Source organism: Corynebacterium sp. MSK047 (assembly GCF_030232285.1).
GTDB classification, from domain to species: Bacteria; Actinomycetota; Actinomycetes; order Mycobacteriales; family Mycobacteriaceae; genus Corynebacterium; species Corynebacterium jeikeium_D.
The window spans coordinates 39,705-65,851 of sequence record NZ_JASPJI010000014.1; the positions used below are offsets into that span (position 1 = coordinate 39,705).

Annotated in this window: 18 protein-coding genes; 12 read left to right on the forward strand and 6 right to left on the reverse strand. The window is 58.7% G+C overall.

Going from position 1 to position 26,147, the window contains the following annotated elements; all coding sequences use genetic code 11:
* Window positions 1-162: 162 nt before the first annotated feature.
* From QP981_RS07040 to QP981_RS07055, 4 genes are all read right to left on the reverse strand, one after another.
* A complete protein-coding gene (locus tag QP981_RS07040; protein WP_284857704.1) occupies window positions 163-1,335 on the reverse strand; it encodes an alpha/beta hydrolase in 1,173 nt (390 codons plus the stop codon).
* Window positions 1,336-1,477: 142 nt separating this feature from the next.
* Window positions 1,478-3,034 (reverse strand): glycerol kinase GlpK, encoded by a 1,557-nt coding sequence (glpK, locus tag QP981_RS07045; RefSeq protein ID WP_016421657.1) that lies wholly within the window; start codon window positions 3,032-3,034, stop codon window positions 1,478-1,480.
* A gap of 84 nt (window positions 3,035-3,118) precedes the next feature.
* Entirely contained in the window at window positions 3,119-3,868 is a 750-nt protein-coding gene (locus QP981_RS07050) for an MIP/aquaporin family protein (protein ID WP_187401458.1), read from the reverse strand.
* Between the two features lie 246 nt (window positions 3,869-4,114).
* Complete coding sequence (locus QP981_RS07055; RefSeq protein WP_016421655.1) at window positions 4,115-5,851, reverse strand: glycerol-3-phosphate dehydrogenase/oxidase; 1,737 nt, start codon at window positions 5,849-5,851, stop codon at window positions 4,115-4,117.
* Window positions 5,852-6,290: 439 nt separating this feature from the next.
* On the opposite strand from QP981_RS07055, the gene QP981_RS07060 reads away from it, so the two are divergent.
* Together QP981_RS07060 and QP981_RS07065 are read left to right on the forward strand one after the other, a co-directional pair.
* Window positions 6,291-7,940, forward strand: coding sequence for a 1-acyl-sn-glycerol-3-phosphate acyltransferase (locus tag QP981_RS07060; RefSeq protein ID WP_070827508.1), 1,650 nt, complete (start codon window positions 6,291-6,293; stop codon window positions 7,938-7,940).
* A gap of 6 nt (window positions 7,941-7,946) precedes the next feature.
* Window positions 7,947-8,780 carry an HAD family hydrolase gene (locus QP981_RS07065; protein WP_049190951.1) on the forward strand — a complete coding sequence of 278 codons (834 nt, stop codon included), beginning with the start codon at window positions 7,947-7,949 and terminating at the stop codon, window positions 8,778-8,780.
* A 76-nt stretch (window positions 8,781-8,856) separates the two neighbouring features.
* Here the strand turns inward: QP981_RS07065 and QP981_RS07070 are convergent, their stop codons facing one another.
* Window positions 8,857-11,289, reverse strand: coding sequence for an N-acetylmuramoyl-L-alanine amidase (locus tag QP981_RS07070; protein ID WP_284857705.1), 2,433 nt, complete (start codon window positions 11,287-11,289; stop codon window positions 8,857-8,859).
* An 87-nt stretch (window positions 11,290-11,376) separates the two neighbouring features.
* Window positions 11,377-12,882: an N-acetylmuramoyl-L-alanine amidase gene (locus QP981_RS07075; RefSeq protein WP_284857706.1), complete on the reverse strand. Its 1,506-nt coding sequence runs from the start codon at window positions 12,880-12,882 to the stop codon at window positions 11,377-11,379.
* A 330-nt stretch (window positions 12,883-13,212) separates the two neighbouring features.
* Here QP981_RS07075 and glf point away from each other — a divergent pair, with 330 nt between their 5' ends.
* The 10 genes from glf to QP981_RS07125 all read left to right on the forward strand — a co-directional run bounded on the left by glf (window position 13,213) and on the right by QP981_RS07125 (window position 26,087).
* Window positions 13,213-14,409, forward strand: coding sequence for a UDP-galactopyranose mutase (gene glf, locus QP981_RS07080; protein ID WP_070429935.1), 1,197 nt, complete (start codon window positions 13,213-13,215; stop codon window positions 14,407-14,409).
* A 36-nt stretch (window positions 14,410-14,445) separates the two neighbouring features.
* Window positions 14,446-15,375: an EamA family transporter gene (locus QP981_RS07085; protein WP_284857707.1), complete on the forward strand. Its 930-nt coding sequence runs from the start codon at window positions 14,446-14,448 to the stop codon at window positions 15,373-15,375.
* Window positions 15,376-15,557: 182 nt separating this feature from the next.
* Window positions 15,558-16,571: an alpha/beta hydrolase gene (locus tag QP981_RS07090; protein ID WP_049171829.1), complete on the forward strand. Its 1,014-nt coding sequence runs from the start codon at window positions 15,558-15,560 to the stop codon at window positions 16,569-16,571.
* A 199-nt stretch (window positions 16,572-16,770) separates the two neighbouring features.
* The gene (locus tag QP981_RS07095) at window positions 16,771-18,831 is read left to right on the forward strand and encodes a glycosyltransferase (protein ID WP_284857708.1); all 2,061 of its coding nucleotides are present in this window, start codon (window positions 16,771-16,773) and stop codon (window positions 18,829-18,831) included.
* Window positions 18,815-19,405: a phosphatase PAP2 family protein gene (locus QP981_RS07100; protein WP_049190962.1), complete on the forward strand. Its 591-nt coding sequence runs from the start codon at window positions 18,815-18,817 to the stop codon at window positions 19,403-19,405. Before QP981_RS07095 ends, QP981_RS07100 begins: the two co-directional genes overlap by 17 nt.
* Window positions 19,406-19,434: 29 nt before the next feature.
* A complete protein-coding gene (locus tag QP981_RS07105) occupies window positions 19,435-20,454 on the forward strand; it encodes a decaprenyl-phosphate phosphoribosyltransferase (protein ID WP_049193199.1) in 1,020 nt (339 codons plus the stop codon).
* A 473-nt stretch (window positions 20,455-20,927) separates the two neighbouring features.
* On the forward strand, window positions 20,928-21,971 hold the full coding sequence (locus QP981_RS07110) for an alpha/beta hydrolase (RefSeq protein WP_049193152.1): 1,044 nt from the start codon (window positions 20,928-20,930) through the stop codon (window positions 21,969-21,971).
* Window positions 21,972-22,520: 549 nt separating this feature from the next.
* Window positions 22,521-24,632: an alpha/beta hydrolase-fold protein gene (locus tag QP981_RS07115; protein WP_049193154.1), complete on the forward strand. Its 2,112-nt coding sequence runs from the start codon at window positions 22,521-22,523 to the stop codon at window positions 24,630-24,632.
* A gap of 37 nt (window positions 24,633-24,669) precedes the next feature.
* Complete coding sequence (locus tag QP981_RS07120; RefSeq protein WP_016421642.1) at window positions 24,670-25,158, forward strand: DUF732 domain-containing protein; 489 nt, start codon at window positions 24,670-24,672, stop codon at window positions 25,156-25,158.
* A gap of 5 nt (window positions 25,159-25,163) precedes the next feature.
* Complete coding sequence (locus QP981_RS07125) at window positions 25,164-26,087, forward strand: cutinase family protein (protein ID WP_284857709.1); 924 nt, start codon at window positions 25,164-25,166, stop codon at window positions 26,085-26,087.
* The last annotated feature ends 60 nt before the right edge of the window (window positions 26,088-26,147 follow it).

Below are 26,147 nucleotides of genomic sequence, written 5' to 3' on the forward strand. Positions count from 1 at the left end.
TTTGTATTGCCAAGTACTGCATGCTTTATACGGCGCGGAGAGGGCAGGGCAAAGAAAATGAGGGGCAATTGCCAGAAGGCAATCGCCCCTCATTCCACCGGGTTAGCTCTATGAAGAACTCGTAACTGCTAGGGAGTGGCTCGGTTCTTTTTTAGCGTTCAATTAGATACGCGCATCAAGCCAGGCAATAGCCGTCGCAATGGCCTCGTGCTGTGCCGGCTCGTTGAAGGTCTCGTGGAACTGGCCTTCGAACTCGATCAGCTGCTTGTCGGTGGACGAGATGCCGTTGTACCAGTCGCGCGAGAAGAACGGCGGCACAATCTCATCCTGGCCACCCATCATGACCAGGGTCGGCTCAACAAAGTCGACGGAGTTGGTGCCGTTGTAGGTGGCGGCAAAAGCCATCTGCTGAGCCATGCCGAGCGAGAGCTTGGAGTTGTTGTACGGATCAGTTTCGTACTCATCACGCACTGCCTGCGAAGAAGAGGTCTTCGAACCCAGCGGGTTGCCAAGCTGAATCAAGTCGCTGCCGGGTAGTGATGGCACGCGCATCTCGGTGCGGTTCGGCACTTCCTTGAGCATGCGAGTGTTGAATGTGGTCATGTCCTGGAATGGCAGGCGCTGGTAAATCGTCGGCTGCGCCTCGCGCTGGACATCGGTCATGGCCTCTGGGGTGATGGTCTCGCCCTCGTCTGTGCCACCGTAGGGGTTGAAAAGAGCGCCACCACCGTTGGCGACAATGCCATCGACACTGCCCGGGTACTTGATGCCGTGGAAGTCCACGGCAAGGCCGCCCATGGAGTGGCCGAGCAGGAAGGTCTTCGTGCTCGGGTTCTCCGCCTTGGCCTTTTCGACGAGCATGTGCAGGTCATCGACAAGCGAGTGGAAATCATCAATATGGCCACGGGCAACTGGGGTTCCTTCGACCTGGCCCGAGTGGCCGTGCCCACGGTGGTCAATGCGGTACACGTTGTAGCCGGCGTTCAGCAGCTTGCCGGTTACCCACTCGTAGCGACCCAGGTGTTCTGCAGCGCCATGCACGACGACGACAGTGGCTTTGGCATTCGGGATGGTGTTGGACTTCCAGTAAATCTGGGTGCCCTTGCCATCCTGTGAGGTCATGTAGCCGTCGGTGACCGTCACGTGGCGTCCGTCAACCGTAGTGGTTGGTGCCGGGGTGGTGGGCAGCTCGACCATCGCAGTGGACTGCGGGTCAGGAGTTGGCTCCAGTGGGTTCTTGATGAAGTCCGTTGGGGCTGCTGATGCTGCCGGGGTGGCAAGTGCCAGCGTCAGGGCGGTGGTCACACTCGCAGTGAAAAATGATGCGCGACGCATAATTGCTCTTTTCTGTTTTCAATCGAGGAGTGGATGATAGTTATAATAATTTTATTATAACAAACAAGCCCTGAATTTATAATAAAAATAGCCCGGAAAACCGAATAGGTTTTCCGGGCTATTTTTCGGCTCTTACGAGGACTTATTCAGGCTTCGGTGCCTCCTCAGCATCCGTATCCTCGATCCAACCGTAGGTGCGTTCAACGGCACGGTTCCACTGGTGGAACAGGCGATCGCGCTCTTCGGCCTCCATCTTCGGATGCCACTTCTTGTCAATCGTGATGTGAGCCTTGACCTCATCCAGGTTCGACCAGAAGCCAATGCCAAGGCCCGCAGCGTATGCCGCACCAAGAGCCGTGGTTTCAATGTTGTTCGGGCGTGTGACAGCGACATTCAGGATGTCGGACTGGAACTGCATGAGGAACTCGTTCATGGTCATGCCACCATCAACGCTCAGCGTTGTGATGTCCGTGTCGGATTCTGCGACCATGGCGTCGAGGACCTCGCGGGTCTGGTACGCAGCAGCCTCCAGCACAGCACGGGCAATGTGGTGTCGGTTGACGAAACGGGTCAAACCGACGATGACGCCACGAGCGTCCGGCTGCCAACGAGGTGCAAAAAGACCGGAGAAGGCCGGCACGATGTACACGCCGCCGTTATCCTTGACGCTCTTTGCCTTGTTCTCAATGGATGCCGCATTCGGAATCATCTGCAGCTCGTCACGCAGCCACTGAACAAGTGCACCGCCCATGGAGACGGAGCCCTCGAGAGCGTAGACCGGCTTCTCTCCCTCGACCTGGTAGCAGACGGTGGAGATGAGTCCGTGGTCAGACCACTTCGGCTTCTCGCCAGTATTCATTAGCATGAACAGCCCAGTGCCGTAGGTGTTCTTGGTGTCACCCTCGCCGAAGCAGCCCTGGCCGAACATGGCGGCCTGCTGGTCGCCGAGGATGCCAGTAACCGGTCGCCCTGCAAGAGAGCCACGGGCACGGATATGGCCGAAGTCGCCTACCGACGGTCGGATGTCAGGCAGCATCGACATCGGAATGCCAATTTCACGGCAAATGTCCTCATCCCACTCGAGGGTCTTGAGGTCCATCAGGAGAGTACGGGAGGCGTTGGTGACGTCGGTTGCGTGAACTGCATCTTCGCCGTTGTCGCCCTCTGCGCCACCGGTGAGATTCCACAGCAGCCAAGTATCGATGGTGCCGAAGAGTAGATCGCCAGCCTCAGCCTTTTCGCGAGCTCCCTCGACGTTGTCGAGAATCCAGCGCACCTTCGGGCCGGCTGGGTAGGAGTTGATACGTAGGCCCGTGGTCTCACGCCAGCGGTCAGCGCCTTCATCCCCCATGAGTTCCTTGCAGATCTCATTCGTGCGGGTGTCCTGCCAGACGATGGCGTTGTAAACCGGTTCACCAGTGTTCTTGTCCCAGACGACAGTGGTTTCACGCTGGTTGGTGATGCCAATTGCTTCAACATCCTCAGAAGGCAGGTCGACATCGGCGAGAGCTTCGCTGACTACTCGACGGGTGTTGGCCCAAATCTCCTGGGCGTCGTGCTCGACCCAGCCCTCTTCCGGGAAAATCTGCTTGTGTTCCATCTGCGCAACAGTGACGATCTCTGCGTCATGGTTGAAGATGATGCAGCGGGTGGAAGTAGTTCCCTGGTCAATAGCGAGGACGTATTTGCTGTGCATCATGGGGGATACTCCTAGAGAAATTGTGTGTGAATGTGAGTGTTCAGGCTTGCGATATTTTATTGTGCGATAACTCTCATATTTCCGTTATCCGATGGCAAAGGCAAGAGCGCCTGCAGCCACGGCTGCCAGCATCGGTGCGACAATCGGAACCCATGCGTATGCCCAGTTCGCATCGCCCTTGCCCTTAATCGGGAGCACGAAAGCGTAGGCCAAACGGGGGCCGAGGTCACGGACAGGGTTGATGGCGTATCCGGTCGGGGAACCAAGGGAAAGTCCAATCGACACAATGATGAACGAGACACCGAAGTAGGTCAGCGGACCAAGCTCGCCGCCGGCTGGGCCGAACAGGATGAATGCGAGCAGAACGAACGTCGCGATGAACTCGGTGACGGCATTCCAAAAGTTATTTGGGTGAACCGGCGCGGTGAAGAAGTTGCCGCCAGTTTCGGCATTCGCATTGGTTGGGTTGCCGTTTTCGTCGACACCATTGGCGTCGAACAGCTGCTTAAAAGCGGCCCAAGCCAGGATTGCACCTACGAATGCGCCCAACAGCTGACCTGCAACATAGTACGGAACCAGGTCCCATCCCAGGCTGCCCTTGATGGCCAGGGCAACGGTTACCGCAGGGTTCAAGTGCCCACCGGATACGTCGGCAATAGATGCACCAGCGAAAACAGCCATACCCCAGCCGAAGGCAATGCCCAACCAGCCTGCATTTGCAGCGCGGGTTGTCCGGAGGTTGATAGAAGCACAGACTCCGTTACCGAGGAGGATTAGAATGGCGGTTCCGAAAAACTCCCAGAGGAATGCCTGGGATCCTGTGATTGTCTCCATGAGATGTAGAAACTCTCTGTGAGTCGTGACCGGGCGAGGTCACGATGAATCTTGCAACGTAAATTCTTTGGGTATAAGAAATGCCGGCGAGAACGGATTTTTCGCCGGCACTTTTATTTCGACCCCATCAGTCCCTTGAAGTGCGAAGCCGTTTTCCCAAGAGGGAAACCTATTTCGTTGTGGCTACAGCGTTGGTGGCCATTTGAGCACTAACTCGTACGGCCACCGGCGGAGGGGAGGGGCGAACTAGCGGTCGAGGCTGACGTCGACATCCGCGCGAGTTTCCACTGCATGAGCAGCAATCTCGTTAGCGGCCTTGTCAGTCAGCTCACGTTCAGCTGCCAGGGTTGCTTCGACACGCTCGATGAAGACCTTGATCTCCTTCTCCATCGTGTCCTTGTCCCAACCCAGAGCTGGGGCAACCAGTTCAGCGGTGGCCCGGGCGCTGTCGACACCGCGGTGTGCGTACTCCATGGAGACACGCAGGCGGCGCTCCAGGATGTCGTCGAGGTGCATTGCGCCTTCGTGAGTCACTGCGTAGAGAACCTCAGCGCGCATGTACTGCTCAGCAGCCTCCAGTGGCTCGAGAAGGGACTTGTCCTCGGCTGTCGGAGCCAGAACCTCGTAGATGAGGGAGCCGTAACGGTTGAGCAGGTGCTCGACCTGCTTCTCGGTGATACCGAACTGCTTGGCCAGTGCTGGCTTCTGGTTGTTCAGTGCGTGGTATCCGTCAGCGCCGAGCAGCGGGACATCTGCAGTGACGGACTCCGGTACCTTGCGTGGGACGTCCTGGACTGCAGCGTCGATGGTGTCAGCACCGATGACGCGGTAGGTGGTGTACTTACCGCCTGCGACGGAAACCATGCCCGGGGCAACGTGGGCAACAGCGTGGTTGCGGGAGAGGTTGGTGGTGGAGTCGGAGTCGCCTTCCACCAGTGGACGCAGACCCGAGTAGACACCGACGATGTCGTCGTAAGTAATTGGACGGCGAACCTTGGCGTTGACGTGATCGAGGATGTAGTCGATGTCAGCGCGGGTAGCTGCCGGGTTGGCCAGGTTCATGGTCCAGTCGGTGTCGGTGGTACCGATAATCCAGTACTCACCCCACGGAATCACGAACAGGACGGACTTCTCGGTCACGAAGGTCATTGCCACCGAGCCCTCAAGAGCGGACTTCGGAATAACAATGTGGACACCCTTGGAGGTGTGGACGCGGAACTTGCCCGTGACGCCAGCCAGCTTCTCAATCTCATCGGACCAAATACCGGTGGCATTGACGAAAACGCTGCCGCGGATGGTGGTGGTGGCGCCGGTGTCGGTGTCAAGGAGCTTCGCGCCGACGATGCGCTCGCCTTCCTTCACGAAGTCGACAACCTGAGTGGAGGTGCGGACGTCAGCGCCGAAGTGAGCAGCGGTGCGCAGGACAGTCATGGTGTGACGGGCATCGTCAACCAGAGTGTCGTAGTAGCGAACGCCGCCGACCACGGCATCTTCCTTCAGTCCCGGAGCCTGCTTCAGGGTCCCCTTGCGGGAGTAGTGCTTCTGCATCGGAACCTGCTTGGCGCCACCCATGACGTCGTAAAGGAAGAAGCCCGATGCCATGAACGGGCGCTCCCACACGCGGTGGGTCAGCGGGAAGACGAAGCGCAGTGGCTTAACCAGGTGCGGTGCCAGGTGCGACATGGACAGTTCGCGCTCGCGCAGGGATTCAGCTACCAGGCGGAAGTCCAACATCTGCAGGTAGCGCAGACCGCCGTGGAACATCTTGGAGGAGCGGCTGGAGGTACCGCCTGCGAAGTCACGAGTTTCAATGACCGCAGTCTTCAAACCACGGGTTGCGGCATCGAGCGCAGCGCCAGCGCCTACAGAACCGCCGCCGATAATGACGACGTCGTATTGCTCGGTACCGAATTTCTCCCAGGTCTTTTCATGCTGTTCCTTATTTAGAACTGCAGATGGGGCGAGAGATGAAGAGGACGACATTTTCCAATCCTTCCCGGTGGGGGCGTTGATTTTTCGTCGAAGAGAATTTCTCGGCTCACGGCTCAGGTTACCAAAACTCGGCTTACTTGTAAGCGGTAACTTACGGTTACGTAGATATAAACAATGGGTCAAAAAGCCAAGAAAACCCGCCCCAAAATGTTGTCTGGTTTTCCGCAGGTAGATAGGTATGTTAATAGAGGTTTACTGCTTTTAGAATGAATGCCCGCCAGCGGAGCCCACCCCATAACGGGGGTGGTAAAAGCGACTATGGGGTGTACCGGGACTGTATGACAGGTGCGCAGTACGCGCAAGGGGGATGTGTGGGGATGTACCTGGTTTTACACAAAGACATGGGCCTGTAACGACATTTATTCATGGGTCTCAGATACCAGTACATATCGCCCCGCTAAGGGGTGCGAAAGATTGTAGAGTAAAGGCCATGTTCAAGGATCCTGTGTACTTAACGATTATCGGATTGGCGCGCACCGTTTTCTTTGCCCAAGGTTTGAAGTTCACCGTTAAGGGCTGGGAAAACGTGCCGAAAGACTCTGGCGCCGTTCTCGTTACTAACCACACCGGATACATGGACTTCACCTATGTCGGTCTTCCATTCCGCAAGCACCGCCGTTTTGTCCGTTTTATGGCGAAGAAGGAAGTCTTCGACCATTCGATCGCAGGACCAATCATGCGTGCTTGTAAACACATTCCGGTCGATCGCACCGACGGCTCCAAGTCTTTCGAAGAGGCCTGCGCAAAGCTGGAAAACGACGAGTTGGTAGGCATCTTCCCGGAGTCGACTATCTCTCGCAGCTTTGAAGTCAAGAATCTGAAGTCCGGTGCGGTGCGTATGGCGCAGCGCACCGGCAAGCCCATCATCCCAGTGCTGATTGTGGGATCCCAGCGCGTGTGGACGAAGGGGCACCCCAAGCATCTCGGTCGCAGCAATACTCCGATTCATATTACGGTTTTGCCGCCGTGGACCCCGGAGGGCGATCCGGCAGAGGCCACCGAAAAGCTACACGAAATCATGGATCAGGGTGTCCGTCAGCTCTGGGACGAGTACGCAGCTGAAGAAGGTCCCCTGCCGAAGGGCGCCTACTGGGTACCGGCTCGCCTTGGCGGCGGCGCACCGACTTTCGAAGAGGCCCAGGCAGAGGACCTGAAAGTCGAAGAAGAGCGTCAGCGTATCCGTCATTTGCGCGGTGATCTGGCCGCATTCAAGGAAAAGCTAGCCGAGTCGGCACGTGAATTCGGCGATAGTGCGCGTGAGTTCGGCGATCAGACCAGGCAGCAGTTCCTCGATGCCTCGCAAACGATGAGCGCGGAGTCTGCTCGCCGAAGGGAACAGACGACCGCCTTGTTGGCGCAGTTCCGTCAGTCTGTGGAACAGATGGCTGATGATGTTGTCGCCGGTGCTAAGGAGAGCAAGGAGTCCGTGCGTACTGCCACGGATTCGATGCGCGTGACCTTCCGCGAAGCGTACGTGCAACTAGAGAAGGCCTCCGCCTCCGGTGTCGAACAGACGCAGCAGACCGTTTACCGTCTTATCGGCCAGTCGATGATGATCCGCGACAAGCTTCCACAGCGCTTGAACAGGCTCATCACCGCTCAGCCGGAGACGTTCATCTTCGATTACCCCGCATCGCTTGCTGACGACGCGGGCAATACCAGCGAAGAAAACATGAAGGCCTTGCAGCAGCTCGGCGATGCCGGAGCCACAATCGTTGTTCTGCACGAACCGGGAGATAAGCCGAATCTATCGGCTTTGGAGTCGGTTGACCTGCAGGTCGTGGAACTCCCGGAGGGCGCCAGCAAACTGGACGTCACAAATGCGGTGGTTAGCACGCTGCGCAAGCAGGCTCGCAAGGAAGAAACCGCGATTCTTTTTGCCGGTCGCTCGAACTTTGAGGAAGCCACACAGCGTGTCGGCATGCCGGTAGTTACGGCCGATGCGGACTGGTCCCTGCTGAAGAACGCGGATTGGGTAATCGACACTGTCGAGCATGGGGGAGTAGCCGCAACGCTGCAGTTGTTGCACGACCGGTTCTGCGATGACGGTGAAGATGACAACAGTGAGGACGGCAAGTAGTTCGAAGTGACCGAGAGACTACACCCACTACTCGTAGCTTCGGATATTGACGGGACGTTCATCGACTCGCGGGAGCGGGTAACTCCCCGCCTGCGACAGGCCGTCACGCGAATGCTACGCCGCGGAACCCCGTTGGTGCTGGCCACGGGAAGGCCGGCTCGGTGGTTGCAACCAGTGCTCGAGCAGCTGCCGGTTCAGCCGTTGTGCGTGTGTGCCAATGGCGCCGTAATTTACGACTCCGGCCGTGATGAAGTGGTTGCCGCCAACACACTGAAGCCGGAGACGCTGCGATACGTCGTCAAGCATGCGCGCGAAGCGGCGCGATCCATCGGTGGAATCGGCATTGCGGCAGAGCGCGCCGGGACGTCGGCGAATGATGCCATCGATGAGCTTTTTGTGGTGGCGCCGTCTTATGACCATGCCTGGGAATCGGATGAGCACGGTGAGCTTGCTGAAGAGGCTGTGTTGTCGGAACCCGCGACGAAACTCTTACTGCGAAACTCAGATGTGAACAGTGCCCAGCTATATGAACTGGTCGCCCCCGCAATTGACGCGAGCCTGGCGCACGTGACCTACTCCATGCCGGACGGGCTTTTGGAGGTGTCCGCGCCGGGCGTGACTAAGCGCGCCGGGCTTGAATACGTATCTGAACTGGTCGGAGCGACCGCGAAAGATGTGGTCTGCTTCGGTGACATGCCGAACGATATCGAGATGCTGTCGTGGGCGGGCACGGGTGTGGCCATGGGCAATGCGGCTGACAACGTCAAGGAGATTGCAGACGAAATCACCGCCACCAATGATGATGACGGTGTTGCTCGTGTGCTGGAGCGCTGGTTCTAGCTAGCCTCGAGGTTTTTCCCCGCGCCAGCTGGCTGACCAGTGCTCGACAGCGTCTGCTTCGGGTTTACTGCAGCGTTTACTTCAGCTCGGTCTTGACTTCGCCGGTGGTGTGGTCGAAGGTGATTGAACCGTTCTGGAACTCAGCGCGCTCGATGTTTCCATCGACCACCTGGGTCTTCGTCGGAGCGCCCAGCTTGCCGACCTCGAAGCCTTGGCGGGCCCACTCATCAGCAATCTTGCCCCAGATAGCGTGAGCGCCGGTGGTGTCGGAGTCGGTGATTACGCCGTTGGAGAACTTCACGTAGCGCAGGGCATCGGCCTGGCCCGCATTGTTCGCCACGGTAGAACCGCTCTGGATACCGGACATCGCGTAGCCGAGAACCGAGCCCATTTCCTCGGAGACTTGGCGCCATTCGGCAGCCAGGTCGTTCTGCTCATTGATAGTGATGATCTGGTCAATCAGAACCGGCAGATCAGCAATCGACGGTCCGTTTTCAATCGAGCGTCCAACCGCACCCAGAATGGCATCGGCGGTCTGCCCCAGACCCGGTGCGCCGAGCATGCCCAGCGCCGAGGCCAGCATCGAACGTGCACCCGAGACTGTCTCCAGAGCTTGTGCCTTTTGCTGCTCGTCGGATGCGCTCGGCGAGGAGGAGTTGCTCTGCTCGCTTGCCGACGGTGCGGAGGAGTCAGCCGTAGCAGTGTCACTGGTGTTCGTGGCGTCGGTTGGCTCCGAGGTATCCGAAGTGCCCGAGGTGGTCGAGTCGGAGCTCGACGTTGTCGACGAAGTGGTGCTCGATGCGCTCGAGGACTTCTCGGAGGACGAGGTCGTGGACGTACCCGTGGATGCCGAGGTGGTCGAAGTGGTCGAGGTAGTAGAGGTCGACGTGCTCGACTCGGTCGATTCGCTCGACTGCGAGTCTGTGTCCTCGGCGGTCTTATCGTCCTTTTCATCCTGCGGAACGAGGAGATCAATCAAGCCGTCAGGGCCCTCATTATCAATCTTTCCGCTGGTGAGAGAGTTGTACTTCTTCTCGGCAATCGAGCGGATCTTGCTCATCTGGGCGTAGCCAGCATCACCTGGGCAGGTGGTGTTACCAACGTCGCGGTGCGCGAAGATTGTCGGCAGAGTGACCTGCTGACCGTATCCATACTTGGCGTAGCTGGTGCCACCCGAAGTCATCTGAATCTGGCCGGTCGGCTTAATGCCGGCGACCTTCAGGCGCCAACCAATCATATTGCCCACCGAGTTCAGTGCAGCCTCACTGGGAGCAACCGAAGAGTAATTACCCATCATGGAGATGCCGAAAGTACCGGTGTTGAAGCCACCTGCGTGTGCGCCCTGGACATTCTTATCCAGCCCACCGTAGCGGCCCTCGTAGATGTTGCCGTACTTGTCGACAAGGGCGTTGTATCCGATGTCGCACCAGCCCAGAGTCTGTGCGTGGTACTGGTAAATGCCGCGGACGATACCAGCGGACTGGCTCTCGGTGTAGTTGTTTGAACCAGCGGTGTGGTGCACGGTGGCACCGACAAGCTTGCTGTCGTAGTCCGCGCCCTTACAGCGGTTGTTTTCGTTGGCGCCCCAGCCGGCACGGGTAATGACCTTCGGCATGCCCGTGACATTCTTGGCATCCACAATTGGGTCGATGCCGGATGCAGCAGCCTGGCCGTCGATTAGCACTGCGTCGACCTGGTCGATCGGCAGTTCATCGGCGACCGGTTCGATGTCCGTCCACTTCACCGGGAGATTCGGCGAGTCCAGATTTGCAGCGTCGTTAGCGTTCGGAGCAGTCGGGTCATCGAGTGCGTCCCCAGGAGCTGCATCCGGAGTCTGCTGGTAGTCGGAAGCGGCTTCGGCGACATCCTTGGCCGCATCCGTAGCGGAATCCTTTGCATCCTCCACGGCCTTCTTGGCGCCCTCGGCATTAATCTCGTCGAGGTTGAGCTTGGACAAATCCAGCTTCTCAGCGCCCTTGATGTCCTTCAGATCCACGCCGGAACCCGGGCCGAAGATGTTGAGTCCGTGGGTGGAAACCTGAACACGCTTGGTTGGCTCGATGTAGATGAGCTCCGTTCCGTTCAGGCCGTTGCCATTGCCTTCAGCGGGGTAGTCCGGGTCAACGCTGAACCAGTCGGACCAGGAGCCGTCGGCGCGCTCGGCGCGGACGAAGCTGGCGATATCAGGGTCGCCGGCCCACGTCAGCGCAAACTGGGAAAACTCAGTATCGGAGGTAATTTCCTTGACGACACCGCGGTTGGGATGAGCCTCGTCAGCAAGCGACTGCGTTGCGATTGCTGCATCTTCGACGAGAACGGAGACGCTGTCTGCAAGCGACTTGCTCTGGACAACCGGGTCGATGGGGCCGGCGCCGTTTTCCTCGATGAGGTCATAAGCGGCACCTGCGCCGACAACGGCAACGGGTGTCAGGGCAAGGGTCGCCACGGCAGCGAGTACCAAGGATTGCTTGGCACCTGCGCGGCGATTGATGCGGCGGCGACTAAACACGGTAATAACTCCTGGGTGATTACGAAGATCTGGTGTTACACCACAAATGTGATGTGGTTATGCCTGGATTAGATAAGCGGGGGGGGCTTAGTTCTGAGGTGCGAACCAGGCCTGCGTAGCTTCGGCAGGGTTGGTTGGCAGGGATTCAGTTAGAAACTCACCAACAACCTCGCCTGGCGTGGGCGTTTCCACGTTTCCGAGGGAACCGCCATTGTCGCTCGACTCGCCGGTGCCCGGAATCGACGGAATGCTGGCGGCCTCTCCGTCCTGGTTGTTCGGATCCGTCGAGCGGCCGGCGATACCCGCTCCGCCGGCGCCATCAAACTTGGCTTTGGCTGCAGCGCGGATGGCATCCATCTGCTGGTAGCCGAAGGTGCCAGGGCATGAGGTGTAGCCGGTGTCGCGGTGGCCGAAGATGGCCGGGAGGTTCACGGTCTGGCCGGAGCTGTAGCGTGCCTTCGAGTAGCCGGCGCTGGTCAGTGCGGCGGTGGACATCGGATCGACGCCACCGACCTTCATGCGCCAGCCGACCATCTCGCCGAGTGCAGTGACGGCCGCATCCGGAATCTCCAGCTGGTCGTGATTGCCCATCACCGAAATACCGAAGGTGCCGTTGTTGAAGCCACCTGCGTGCGCGCCTTCGATGTTCTTGTCCAGGCCGCCGTAGCGCCCCTCGTAGATGTTGCCGTACTTATCGACCAACGCGTTGTAGCCAACATCGCCCCAGCCCAGCGTCTTTGCGTGGTAGGCGTAAATGCCTCGGACAATGGCTGGTCCCTGCGACTCTGAGTAGTTATTGGAACCCGCGGTGTGGTGGATGCACGTGCCCTTGAAAGTGCTGTAGGAGCTCGAACCGCTGCGGATGGACTCATCTGCGCCCCATGCTGCACGGCTGATTACATTTGGCGCACCGGCAATCGACGACTCGTACGCAACTGGCTGAATAACCTCGCCGACCTGCTCTACGCCGTCGATGAAAACTGCCTGGACGGCGTTGAGGGACAACGCGGCCGTAGCACTGACGAGGTGCTGCAGGGAACCGCCGATGGTTGCGAGGTCAAGATTGTCGATACCAATGATGTTGCGTGGATCTAGGCCCTCGAGGAGGTTCAGTCCGACAGTCGACACCTGCACGCGCCTGGTGGGCTCAACGAACAGCAGCTCGGTGCCGGACTGTCCGGAGTTATTCATCGGGCCGTGAGAATCAGCGTGGAACCACGGGCCAAAGCTGCCGTCTTCACGCTCGGCGCGAACGTAGAGCTGCAGGTTGTCATCGCCCGGCCAGGTCAGGGCGAACTGGGAGAACGGTTCGTCGCGGGTGATGTCCTTCACGAATCCGCGAAGCGGGTGCAGGGCATCGGTAATGGCATGCGTGCCGACGGCTGCGTCGTCAATCATCATCGTGACAGCGTCAACCAGCGGCGATGTCGAGATCTTGGCTGCGATGGGGCCTACGCCTGGGCTTTCAACCAGGGTAGGGGCCTGGCGAATGCCCCATGTTGCTAGTGGAGCTGCGGCAGTAGTAGCTGCCAGTCCATAGAGGAAGGTGCGACGGCCCATCGACGGGGCATTGATGCGACGGCGAGTTGGCACGGTAAAAGCTCCAAAAAAATGGGGTACAGGGTTATCGACCCGAGGCCTACCCCGGGGTCGAAGGGAAGGAAAGTTGCAAAGCAACAGAAAATTCTGAGGAGGATGTTACCAGTGTGACTAAAAAAATCTAGTGAGACATCTGTGTTTCCCCGTTAATTTTGGGAAAATTATCAAATAATGTGACCAAACGAACGTTGGGTTGGGCTCACGTGGACGTCGTAAAGCCCGCGTGTACACCCGCAAACCGGATGGAAATGCAATAGGTTTTAAGGCGTGAGTAGCGAAAAGAACATCACTGCCAATGAATTTGCTCCGAAGTCCCTACAGGACATCAAGGACAACACCTACGACCTCATCGTGGTCGGCTCGGGTTTCTTCGGTTTGACCGTTGCTGAGCGGACCGCCAATGAGCTGGGCAAGCGCGTGCTCGTTGTCGAGCGCCGCAACCACATCGGCGGCAACGCCTACTCGGAGGCAGAGCCGGAGACTGGCATCGAGGTGCACAAGTACGGTGCGCACCTGTTCCATACCTCTAATAAGAGGGTGTGGGACTACGTCAACCAGTTCACTGACTTCACCGACTACCAGCACCGCGTGTTCGCTATGTACAAGGGCACCGCGTACCAGTTCCCGATGGGGCTGGGGCTAATCAACCAGTTCTTCGGCAAGTACTACAGCCCGGACGAGGCTCGCCAGCTGATTAAGGACCAGACTGATGGTCTGGATCCGCGGGATGCGAAGAACCTTGAGGAAAAGGCCATCTCCCTGATTGGCCGCCCGCTGTACGAGGCCTTTGTCAAGCACTACACCGCCAAGCAGTGGCAGACCGACCCGAAGAACCTGCCGGCCGGAAACATCACCCGTCTGCCCGTTCGCTACACCTTCAATAACCGCTACTTCAACGACACCTACGAAGGTCTGCCTGTCGACGGCTACACCGCCTGGCTGGAAAACATGGTGACCTCCGACAAGATTGACGTCGTTGTCGATGCCGACTGGTTCGAGGTGCGTGACGAGCTGCGCGCTGTCTCCCCGGATGCTCCGGTCGTCTACACCGGCCCGCTGGACCGCTACTTCGATTACGCAGAGGGCAAGCTCGGATGGCGCACGCTGGACTTCGAGATGGAGGTTGTCAACACCGGCGACTTCCAGGGCACCCCAGTGATGAACTACAACGACGCAGATGTGCCGTACACCCGTATCCACGAGTTCCGCCACTTCCACCCGGAGCGCGATTACGTCAAGGACAAGACGGTAATTGTTAAGGAATACTCCCGCTTCGCCGATGATGGCGACGAGGTCTACTACCCGATCAACACCCCGGAAGATCGCGAGATGCTGGAGGCTTACCGCAAGCTCGCCGCAGCAGAAGCGCAGGAGAACAAGGTCCTCTTCGGTGGTCGCCTGGGTACCTACCAGTACCTGGACATGCACATGGCAATCGGTTCCGCACTGTCGATGTTCGACAACAAGATTGCGCCGTTCTTCAACGACGGCGAAGCAATCGAGCAGGAGCGCGGGCACTAGTTTGCCGCTTGCGGCTCCCGCGCTAGTATTGCGCGAGTGTCGCGCGAAGAAAACCAAACCGAAGTTCCCCAGCAGGGGCCATTGCTACAGCGTGTGAACAAGTTTCTCACCCTGCCAGTGGCTCCCGTAATTCTGGTTCTCATCGGTTCTCTCGGCACCCAGGCCGCGGCCGTGCTGGTCACTGGCATGCTTTCCACGGTCGGCGCGCCGGGCATATCGGGCCTGCGCATGACCGCCGCCGCCATCATCATGGTGGTTCTGTTCCGACCAAAGCTGTCCGGGATGACCCGCGCCCGCGCCATTAACATCGTGGTCTACGGCATCGCCATGGGCATGATGAGCATGATGATTTACGCAGCTATCGCCCGCCTCCCGCAAGGTGTCGCCGTCACCATCGACTTCCTCGGCCCCTGCGTCGTGTCTTTCCTGGGGCTGAAAATGTGGCGCTCCCGCCTGTGGGCCATCGTCGCTTTCATCGGCGTTGCCCTGATCGCCCAGCCCTCCAATGACCTTGACATTATCGGCATTGGTTACGCCGCAATCGGCGCAATCTTCTTCGGCGCTTACACGCTCTTCTCCGCCCGAATGGGCAGCACCGAAGGCAGTGGCATGCCAGATTTGGCGCTGTCAGTGGTCGTCGCAGCAATCGTGCTCGCGCCGTTTTCTGTTTCCGCAGCACCGCTTGTCGACGGTTCGATGTGGGCCACCATCGTTATTTCCGGGTTTATTGGCGCTGTTATTCCCTACGTGATGGACACCATCGCTGCGGGGATTGTCTCGGCGGCGGTCGTCGGCACGCTCTTTGCACTGGACCCGGTCATCGGCGCAATCCTGGGCTGGGCGTTTTCCGGTGACCGAGTGACTTGGTCCATGGCGCTGGGCATCGTGCTGATCGCGGTGGCTGGCGCGATTATTACCTGGCGTGGGGCGCGGGAGTCGCGCGAGCTGCAGGGGCTTGCGCAGTAAAAATGCGGATACCAGAACCCGCCGAAAAGTGGGGTCTCGACGTGTTCTGCTGGAAAACGACAGTGAATGTGGGTAAGTTTGTCGAAGACTTACTGTTTCTTAAGGTAATTCCCTGAAGAGGAAACACGCCTGATAGCTCCCACCGGCCGTGGGGAATCGCACATTGTGAGGAGAATGCACACGTGAAAATCACCTCTACTTTCCGTGGTTGGCGCCGAAAGGTTGCAGCCGTTGCGTCCGCAGTAGCTGTGGCTGCGTCTGCATTGACCATGGCGCCGGCAGCGAGCGCGGCAGGTGACCGAGGCTCGCTGCGTCCGGGTTGTGAATGGGATTCGTACCAGTACTTCACCCAGAAGTGCCAGGTTTATTCGCCGGCCATGGATCGTAATATTCCGGTTCAGATTGTGGCCTCTGCCAATGGCGGTAACAAGGCTCTCTACCTGCTAGATGGCCTGCGTAGCCCGGCTGATGCCTCTGACTGGGTGGAGCACGGTAACGCCCCACGTACTTTTGAGGGATCCAACGTCAACCTGGTTATTCCGGGTGGTGGCGGCGGTAGCTTCTACACCGACTGGAAGCGTCCATCGGTTAGTGTGCACGGCCCGTTTGTAAACATGTGGGAGACTTTCCTGACCCAGGAACTGCCGGTTTACCTTGAGCGTGAGTTCGGCATTTCTCGCACCGGTAACTCCATTGCAGGTCTGTCCATGGGTGCATCTGCTGCACTGTCGCTGGCATACAACCACCGAGACCAGTTCGGTCAGGCTCTTGCCTTCTCCGGTTACCTGCACACCACTGCGCCGGGTATGACCACTGCAATTGAGGCTGCTCAGCTGTCGGCTGGCTACAGCTCCTTCGACATGTGGGGTGCGCCTATGTCAGCGGAGCGTGTCCGCAATGATCCGTACCTGAACGTCGAGAAGATGAAGGGGCTGGATCTGGTAATTACCTCGGCAAATGGTGTTCCGGATGAGGTTCGCGACCCGAAGAACCTCTACCGGGTCGTCCCGAAGGCCGGCGGCGTTGCGCTGGAGTCGCTGTCCCGCTTGTCCACCCGCGAGTTTGAGTTGCGTGCTCGTACCTCCGGTCTGGATGCGACGTTTGAATACGAGCAGACCGGTATCCACGATTGGCCGACCTGGGATCGCAACCTCCAGAACTCCAAGGCCCGCATCGAAGGTTTCCTCGGAGCTTAAAACTAGAACCTGAACGAAAAGCCCCTATGCGCAGCAGATAGTCCGCAGCGCGTAGGGGCTTTCACATTCTGGGCCGTCGCTAGCGTGGCAACAAGAGGCAATCCGCCACGGGCACTAGGATGCTATGAGATAGAAACGTCGGTAACTTATCGGCGGCAACACCCCCGGTAGACCTTTCGGAAAGTGGTTGATACGTCTCATGGCATCACAGCCTGAACAAAAGCGGACACATACCCCGACAACGTCGTCAAGCCTTGCCGTTGAACGCCTGCAGCGGATTCTGCTGCCAAAGTTGGGTGAGCCCCGTGATGTCCGCTCGCTCTACTTGGTTGAGCCGGAGACTAATGCCGGTCGTGTGCAAGCGCATTCGCGCACGTCAGCCACTGTTCCGGCGGGTGATGAAGTTAGTTTTGAAACCTACTTCAATGCTTTTCCGGCCAGCTACTGGCGCCGGTGGACGAATCTGGACAATGTTGTCCTGCGCCTGGAGCTGTCCGGTACTGCGCGCGTAGACATTTATCGTTCGAAGATTGACGGTGCGCGCATCGCCGTGACCGGCGAAGTTGTCGGTGATCTGGGTGCGGCGGCTGAAGGCGCGGAAGCCAAGGTGGACGGCAAGGATGTGCACGTCTGCGAAATCCCAGTACCGCTGACGCAATTTGAAGACGGCGGCTGGATTTGGTTCGACCTCACCTGTGAGACGGACGTGGTAATCCACTCCGCAGGTTGGTACTCCGACATCGAGGCGCCGAGCCAGACGTACCCGGACGGCACAGAGCATCCGGCGCCGGAGGGGCGCGTCACTATCGGTATCCCGACGTTCAATCGCCCGACCGACGCAGTTGCTGCTCTTGAGGCGCTGTCCTCGGATCCTGAGGTCGATGCCATCATCGATGCTGTTTTGATGCCTGACCAGGGCACCAAGCACCCGGCAGATGAGCCGGGCTTCGATGCTGTCGCCGAGCACTTTGGTGACCGCCTGCGTATTTTCCCGCAGGGAAATCTCGGTGGTTCTGGCGGGTACTCCCGCATTATGTATGAGGCCCTGGGCGGTCCGGATTCGGATTCGAAGCGTGCGACCGATAGCCCGTTCATTCTCTACATGGATGACGACATCGCCATCGAACCGGATTCCATTCTGCGTGCGGTCGCTGTCGGCCGGTTCGCGAAGTCCCCGATGCTGGTCGGCGGTCAGATGCTGAACCTGCAGGAGCGCAGCCACTTGCACTCGATGGGTGAAGTCATCGGCCGCCATGACTTCATGTGGACTTCCGCTCCGCACGTCCACTATGACCACGACTTTTATGCGCACCCACTGCGCGATCGCGGGGAGCACGGCACTAACGCAACCGGTGAGGTTGTCGATTCGAAGGATCTTCACCGTCGCATCGATGTTGAGTTCAACGGCTGGTGGATGTGCCTGATTCCGCGCGTCGCCGCTGAGACAATCGGTCAGCCACTGCCGCTGTTTATTAAGTGGGACGATGCCGAATACGGTTTGCGTGCAGGTAAGGCAGGCTTTCCGACGGCCACGTGGCCGGGCGTCGCAATTTGGCATATGGCCTGGTCGGACAAAGACGATGCGATTGATTGGCAGGCGTACTTCCACCTGCGCAACCGCTTGATTGTCGCGGCTCTTCAGCACGAGGGCGATGCTGCCGGTATCGTGCGTTCCATGCGCAAGGCCACTTTCAAGCACCTTCTGTGCCTGGAGTACTCCACTGTTGCCATCCAGAACGAAGCCATGAAGGACTTCCTGGCAGGTCCCGAGCGTTTATTCGACATTCTCGAGTCCTCGCTGCCGCGCATCAATGCCCTGCGCAAGAGCTTCCCCGACGCGGTTGTGCTGCCGAGCGCAGGCGATCTGCCAAAGCCCTCCGGTATTCCGGGGGTTCCGACAAAGGATGTCGGTGGTCGTCTGGGCAAGCTGAAGAAGGTCGGTTGGCTGGCCAAGGGTCTGCTGCACAGCGTGCGCCCGGAAAACTCCGAGCACCATGCGGTGCCGCAGGCAAACCTGGCGCCGCTGGAGGCTCGTTGGTTCTCCCTGTCGCGTCTGGATGGCGCAACGGTCACCACCGCTGATGGCCGTGGCGTGGTGTATCGCCAGCGTGACCGCGACAAGGCCAAGGCTCTGCTGGAAGAATCCTGGGAGCTGCAAAAGCAGGTTGAGGAGCGGTTCGAGCAAATGCAGGCACGCTACCGCGCAGCCTATGACGATCTGACCAGTAGGAAGGCCTGGGCGAATGTCTTCGAAAATTAAAGGCGATCCGTTCGGCGAGTCCGACGTTCTCGTTAATATTCAGCACACGCTTAACGACGTCCCGGGTGTGCTGCCCACCGCGCGTGCCATGAGCTATTTCGGTGAGCACGCCCTTGGGTGGATGGGGCTCGCTGCCCTCGGGGCAGCGGTGGATAAGGAGCGACGCATTAGCTGGGCAAAGGTCGGTGTGGCCGCCTTTACCTCGCATGCGGCATCGGTGGTGCTTAAGCGCATTGTCCGTCGCCCGCGTCCCCATGACCGTCGTATAGCAATCGGCGTTGGTACGCCAAGCAAGCTGAGTTTCCCGTCCTCGCACGCGACGTCGACGACGGCGGCGCTGGTGGGGATTGCAAAGTTGGGTTACCCGGCAGCACCGGCCGTGGGCGTGCCGGCGATTATGCTCTCCCGCCTGGTGCTGGGAGTTCATTACCCAACCGATGTCGCTCTCGGAGCAGCGCTGGGTACAGCCACTGCTCTTGCGGTGGACAAGATAGGTGATAAGGTCATCGAGCCGAAAAAGGCGCAGCATAACCAGGGTGGACAGCCCTCCATTGCGGAAAGGAATGCACAGTGACACAGGCGGAGAACGACAACTTGGCCAATGTGTCGGCCAACCAGCGGCAAGCTTCTCAATCAAGGATTGGGTCCGAGCCGCACACTTCCGGTATCGATGAGCCTGCGCACCCGCAGGGGCATCCGCCGAAGAATCTGTTGGACGGCATGATCAAGGCGCTTCGCCCGAAGCAGTGGGTGAAGAATGTCCTGGTCATTGCGGCTCCACTGGCAGCCGGCAACGAGATCATGGACTCGGGACGTTCGATCGGTACGCTGACCGTCGACATCCTGGTGGCGTTTGTGGCCTTCTGTTTGGCCGCATCGTCGATTTACCTGATTAATGATGCCCGCGATGTTGAAGCTGACCGGGCGCACCCAACCAAGCGCTTCCGCCCAATTGCCGCTGGCGTACTGCCGGTGAGCATGGCGTACATTATGGCGGTCGCACTGATTATTGGTTCGATTGCGGTGTCCTGGTTTGCCTCTGAGGGGCCGGGGCTAGCAATTGTTGTGGCTGTATACATTGCACTGCAGCTCGGTTACTGCTTTGGCCTGAAGCACCAGCCGGTGATTGATATTGCGCTGGTGTCCTCGGGTTTCATGCTGCGTGCAATGGCCGGCGGTGTTGCTGCCAACATCAACCTGTCCCAGTGGTTCTTGCTGGTTGCCGCCTTTGGTTCGCTGTTCATGGCAGCCGGTAAGCGTTACGCTGAGCTGCTGTTGGCAGAGCGCACGGGTAAGAAGATTCGAAAGTCGTTGCAGGGTTACACCGCGACTTACCTGCGCTTTGTGTGGACCCTCGCTGCGACCGCCGTGGTGCTGAGCTACGCGCTGTGGGGCTTTGAGATGGGCCGCGCGCCGGGCACTTCATCGACTTCGGCTATTTGGTACGAGATCTCGATGGTTCCATTCACTGTGGCCATCCTGCGCTTCGCCGCCGACGTTGACCGTGGTGATGCGGGAAGCCCGGATGAGATTGCGCTCAAGGACCGACCGCTGCAGGCACTGGCCGTCCTGTGGCTGCTGTCCATTGCCATCGCTGTCTACGCTGTCCCGACTCTGGGGTAGTTCCCAGTTCTTTTCCCTGTAAGCGAACTGCGATTTCCGTCGGTTTTCTCGTCGGGTTCGGTCGGGTTCGATTGGTAGCTGAAAGCCCATGCGCCGAGGGGTGCATGGGCTTTTTCTGTATTTCGTTAGTACTTAGGTTGTGTTTGGGGTTCTTGTAGGCGTGTTTTAGGTTTCTCAGTTAGTCCTACGGATCAGCCGGGGGGCAGAATTACAATTTTGTAATTCCATGCTGGTAAACATTGTTTCTCCTTGTGGTGGATAGTTTTGGGGAGAAATGTGAGAAATATTACGGAATGATTACGATTTAAACTTGGATGTAGGGAAACGATTGAGTATCGTTACATACTCGAGATTCTTTTGTGGGGTCTCCAGTTGTCGCGTCACAACTGGAAGCAGAAAAGCGAAAGCTCGCGTAAGCGACTGCCTCCGAAAAGTCTGGCGCGGAGGTAAGTCCGAAAGTAAAGAGGAGAACGATGAGCTTTACTGCAGTGAGTCGTAACTTCACGGTGAAGGTCGTAGCTGCCCTTGTGGCTGTTGCAATGGTGTTTGGTGGCATCATGCTCGCATCCGCGAAGGATGCGAGTGCTGATCCAAACCGTGATCGACTGCGTCCAGGCTGTGAGTGGGATCCATACAACTGGTGGGTTCAGTACTGCCAGGTCTTCTCGCCGGCTATGAACCGCAATATTCCGGTTCAGATTAAGGCGGCTACTGGTGGCGGCGATGCGTCCCTGTACATGCTCGACGGTCTGTGGGGCTTTAATAAGGGCGCGTCCGGTTGGATTTGGTCGGGTCACATTGCTCAGACCTTCGCCAATGACAACATCACTCTGGTTGCGCCGGCTGCTGGCGATGGCTCCTTCTACACCGACTGGAATACCCCGGCTGTGACTGCTGAGGGTCCGAAGATCCAGAAGTGGGAGACCTTCCTGACTCAGGAGCTGCCGGTCTATCTGCAGCGTGAGTTTGGTGTCAACCCGAACCGCAACGCAATCGCTGGTTTGTCCATGGGGGCGGCTGCGGCGGTTTCTTTGGCAGCCCGCCACCGTGACCAGTTCAAGCATGTTACTTCGCTGTCCGGTTACTACCAGATGTCGAACGAGGTAGTTGCTACGGGTACCACTGCAATGGTGGCTAGCACTGGTGTAGTGAATCCGACTGGCATGTGGGGTCTTCCGGTTCCGGCTTCGGCGGAACGCCAGGCCCATGACCCTTCGATGCTGCTCGACCAGCTCAAGGGGCTGCCGATGTATGTTTCCTCCGCCCAGGGTGTTCAGAGCCTGTGGAGTGATCCGGAGGTTTTGAACCGTCCGGTGCCGCAGCTCCCTGACACCGTCTGGCGTGCCGTGATGGAGTCCGTATCCCGCGCTTCGACGCAGCGCTTTGAGCAGGATGCTCGCGCTGCCGGCCTCAATGCGCAGTTTGTCTACAGCCCGAACGGTATCCACTCGTGGGAGCTGTGGGGCCGTGATGCCGCGCTTGCTCGCCCGCACATTCTTCGGGCGCTGGGCCTTTAGGTCGATAGTTATTTCAGGGCGCTCTGGCGCGCTGACCTAGCGCTGGTGCTGGATGACTTCTTAAAGGGGCTAGCTTCTTAAGAAGTCTCAATTTTGAAGAAAGACCAATCCTTTTGTTGGGATTGGTCTTTTTTCTGTGTCGAGTCCGGGTTTGGATGCTGAGCGGAAGGTGTGGGTAACGGCCTACAGAGGGGCGCAAAGAGTTGCGCTGTCAAAGCTTGAATTCAGTTCCTTTTGCGTGTGTCTCCACGGTTTTTACCCGTAAGAGGGTAAACATGAGAGTCGAACCTTAAAGTAAAGGGTGAAGCTATTCAGGTAGCTATACCGTTTGTTTCGCAGAACGTGTGTGAGATTCTTCGTGCAGCGGCACGCCGGAGGAGGGGAACCTTCGGATACGTTGCTGGTCACCACGTAATTCTGCGAAGCCGAACGGTAAACGCATAGCTCTAGCGCCGCGTGATGCTATCTGCAGGTGCCTAACCGGCGCCGGTGCAACACTCAACGTCTCAAATAATTTCAACCAGCGACTTTGTAAAGGGAAGCCCTCTTATGCGCGTAACCGCTAGATTCCTCCGTGGTGGCCTCGGCAACAGCCGGAAGTCATCGCGGGCGTTGACCGCACTTTTGGCACTACCGTTGACTCTCGCTCTCGGTGCCCCTGCTGCAGTGGCGGCTCCCGAGCCAGCTCAGCCAGGTCTGCCTAGCTACGAGGAACTTCAGGCCGTTCAGGGGCAGTTGGCTCAATCTGAAGACCTGGGAGACCTTGCTAAGGCCGCTGAAGCAGCGCAAGCTGCTGGTGCGCAGCTACCTGGCCTGGGTATGCCGAAGCCGATGCCAGGGCCGGAGCGTACGCCATTTAAAGTCGATACTCCCGCAGTGGCGAACCTGCCCAGCGGAGTCAGCGTAGACAAGGTCGAGTGGTACACAGATCACCACGTCATTGCGCACATTCGCTCGGCTGCCATGCCGGAGAAGCCAATTCAGGTTGAGATTTTGCTGCCGCGCGATTGGTACCGCGACAAGGAGCGCACATTCCCGAGCGTCTATCACCTTGACGGTATGGCATCGTTTGATGACTACTCCGGTTGGATTCGCGCTACCAATATCGAGCGCTTCTACGAGGACAAGAATGTCCTGGTGGTTATGCCCGCCGGCGGTACATCGTCCTTCTACTCTGACTGGGATCAGCCGGATAACGGTCAGAACTACAAGTGGGAGAGCTTCATTACTAAGGAGCTCGTGCCGGTTATCACCAACGGCTTCCGCGGCAACGATGAACGCGGCATTATCGGTATCTCCATGGGAGCTACCGGTGCTTACAACGTTGCAGCACACTCTCCGGAGCTGTGGAAGTTTGCCGGTAGCCTCTCTGGTTACCTGGATATGACTTCGCCGGGCATGCCGCAGGCAATCTCTCTGGCGATGAAGAACACCGGTGGCTATGACGCGACGAAGATGTGGGGCCCGCTCGGTTCGCAGCGTTGGAAGGACAATGATCCGAAGCTGAACATCGACAAGCTCAAGGGCATGTCGCTGTACATCTCGGCGGGTAACGGCAACACCGGTGAGTGGGACGTGCCGTCGCAGATCGATCCGACGAAGCCGGACAATCCGACCGGTTACGCATTGGAAGTGCTTTCCCGCATGACCAGTGAGACCTTCATCCGAAATGCTCGCGAAAAGGGCGTCGAGCCGGTTGTGAACTTCCGGAGCTCGGGTACTCACACCTGGCCGTACTGGCAATTCGAGGTCAGTCAGGCCTGGCCAACGCTGGCCGATGCACTGCAGTTGCCGGAGTCCGATCGTGGCGCTGTCTGCCGCGTAGGTGGCGAGATTGAGAAGGCCGTTGCATCTCTGCCGGGAATTGGCACCTGCCTGTCGGATGAGTATGGTGTCGCCAAGAATGGCGTGGCTCAGGACTTTACCGGCGGTACCGCCTACTGGCACCCGGATTCCGGGGCACATGTGGTCTGGGGGCGCATCGGTTCGCGTTACAACGAGCTCGGTGGTCCGTCCTCGCCGCTCGGCTACCCAGTGACCAACGAACTGGCTACGCCGGATGGCTCGGGACGCTTCGTTCACTTCGAAAAGGGTTCGATTTACTGGACTCCGGAAGGCGGAGCCCACGAAGTCACCGGCGACATTATGAACGTCTGGGGCAAGGCCGGCTTCGAGACCGGTCCGCTGGGCTACCCAGTCGCCAACCACCGCGATATTCCGGGCGGTGTCGCCCAGGACTTCCAGGGTGGCACCATCGTCAAGATCGGCGGCGAAGAACCTCGCATCGTGCGTGGTGAAATCGGCCGTGTCTACAAGGAGCTCGGTGGCGCTGAGTCCGATCTGGGTCTGCCTGTCGACGGCGACGAGGTCAAGCTCGCCCGCGGCGCTTTCCAGCGCTTCGAACACGGTGCCATTTACTGGACTCCGGAAACTGGTGCACAGCCGGTGCGCTCCAACGACATCACTGACCACTGGGGCAGCACTGGCTACGAAAATGGCCCGTTCGGCTACCCGGTCGGCCCACTGCAGCCAGTCAAGGCCGGCGGTCTTGAGCAGCAGTTCGAGGGTGGCTGGATTCGTCAGCTCAACGGCAAGATTGTCGAAGAGCGCAATAAGCCAGAAGCGCCGGCCCCAGCCGCCGACAACGGTGATGACAAGTAAGCCAACCAAAGCAGGGCACTGAATAAGGGATAGACAAATGTCCATGAACAAGTCCTTCCGGACACTGGCTACAACCACAGCTGTTGCGCTGCTGACCTTCGGAGTGGCCGCCTGTGGCAGTTCCACAGTGGAATCTTCGGAGGTCACCTCGTCGACGACTACGAAGACCTCCACGACGTCGTCAAGCACGAAGACTTCTGCGCCGAAGTCGAGCGAAAAGTCTGCGCCGGAGATCACAGATCCCCAAGCTAAGCGCGTGGACGAAGCGCCCGATGGGCAGATGAAGCTCAGCGAGGCGGACGATTCATACCTCGGAGCGCTGGAAAAAGCGGGAATCGATGTTGATGGGGTGGAGGATCAGCTCATCGGCACAGGTCGCGCGGCATGCGCGGACGCACCGGAGGAGGAGCGTGAAGTCATCGCGCTGGCGATTGCCGGGCAGCTGGTCGCCCAGGGGCGCTCACAGGAAAGCGCCGAGGAAGTGGCGAAGACTATTGCAAGCTCCGCTAAAAAGGCGTATTGCTAGCACTCATGCGTAAAGTGCTGACAATTCTGGCGGTCATTGTGCTGGTGGCCGCTATTGGCTTCGGCGTAGTGCAATGGCTTAACGACGACCAAGGCGGTCAAACCCCACCGACCCCCGGCGACGATAGCGGGGTTCTGGCTGAACAGCCCGAGTGGTGCCCGGCGGTAGAAGTTATCGCGGTGCCCGGAACTGCGGAATCGCGTGCTGACGATGATCCGATGGCCCCGACCGCGAACCCGCATTCGCTGCTGCTTGGCCTGACGAACTCGATCTCAGGGTCCTACTCGGAGGGCGATGTCAAGGTCTGGACTACGCCGTACCCGGCACAGATCAAGACGCATCAGCTGCCCGACCAACTCACTTACGATGATTCGCAGGCAGTCGGGCGCGATGTCACCGCTAAGGAAATGGCTGACTTGCACGGGCAGTGTCCACTGACGGACTTCGTCCTGATGGGCTTCTCCCAGGGTGCCGCTATTGCAGGTGATTTGGCCTCTGACATCGGCAATGGCCGCGGTGTCGTTCCGGCCGAGCGCATTGCGGGCGTGGCTCTGTTGGGCGACCCGCGGCGTGACCCCAATCAGGGCGTGAACCAGGGCGTTCCGCTGGCTGGTGTGGGCGTCGAGCTGTCATTGCAGCCGCTTGGCGGCATTGTGCAGGCTGTGGTTCCGGGCGCGACGATGCGCGGTCCACGAGACGGCTTTGGTCCTCTTAATGACAAGGTCCAGAATGTCTGCGTGCCATCGGACTCCTTCTGTGATGTGCCTCCGGGAGTGGCCGATGCGATTGCACGAGCGCAGGAGATGATTACCGGCGCGGGTGCGCACGCGACCTACGCCACGAATGATGTGGCAATTCCGGGGACGACTCCGCTGGCCTGGACTGAGGGTTGGGCTCGCGAACTGATTGAGCAATCGCTGGCGCGGTAGAGGCAGCTCGAAATGTGCGAGACGCCCCCGACGGGGACTTGCTGTTAGAATCTTGCTCAA

Excerpts from the sequence above, each read along its gene's own strand:
- QP981_RS07040 (WP_284857704.1), bottom strand. The coding sequence starts at position 1,335 with ATGCGTCGCGCATCATTTTTCACTGCGAGTGTGACCACCGCCCTGACG.
- glpK (WP_016421657.1), bottom strand. The coding sequence starts at position 3,034 with ATGATGCACAGCAAATACGTCCTCGCTATTGACCAGGGAACTACTTCC.
- QP981_RS07050 (WP_187401458.1), bottom strand. The coding sequence starts at position 3,868 with ATGGAGACAATCACAGGATCCCAGGCATTCCTCTGGGAGTTTTTCGGA.
- QP981_RS07055 (WP_016421655.1), bottom strand. The coding sequence starts at position 5,851 with ATGTCGTCCTCTTCATCTCTCGCCCCATCTGCAGTTCTAAATAAGGAA.
- QP981_RS07060 (WP_070827508.1), top strand. The coding sequence starts at position 6,291 with ATGTTCAAGGATCCTGTGTACTTAACGATTATCGGATTGGCGCGCACC.
- QP981_RS07095 (WP_284857708.1), top strand. The coding sequence starts at position 16,771 with ATGGCATCACAGCCTGAACAAAAGCGGACACATACCCCGACAACGTCG.
- QP981_RS07100 (WP_049190962.1), top strand. The coding sequence starts at position 18,815 with ATGTCTTCGAAAATTAAAGGCGATCCGTTCGGCGAGTCCGACGTTCTC.
- QP981_RS07110 (WP_049193152.1), top strand. The coding sequence starts at position 20,928 with ATGAGCTTTACTGCAGTGAGTCGTAACTTCACGGTGAAGGTCGTAGCT.
- QP981_RS07115 (WP_049193154.1), top strand. The coding sequence starts at position 22,521 with ATGCGCGTAACCGCTAGATTCCTCCGTGGTGGCCTCGGCAACAGCCGG.
- QP981_RS07120 (WP_016421642.1), top strand. The coding sequence starts at position 24,670 with ATGTCCATGAACAAGTCCTTCCGGACACTGGCTACAACCACAGCTGTT.
- QP981_RS07125 (WP_284857709.1), top strand. The coding sequence starts at position 25,164 with ATGCGTAAAGTGCTGACAATTCTGGCGGTCATTGTGCTGGTGGCCGCT.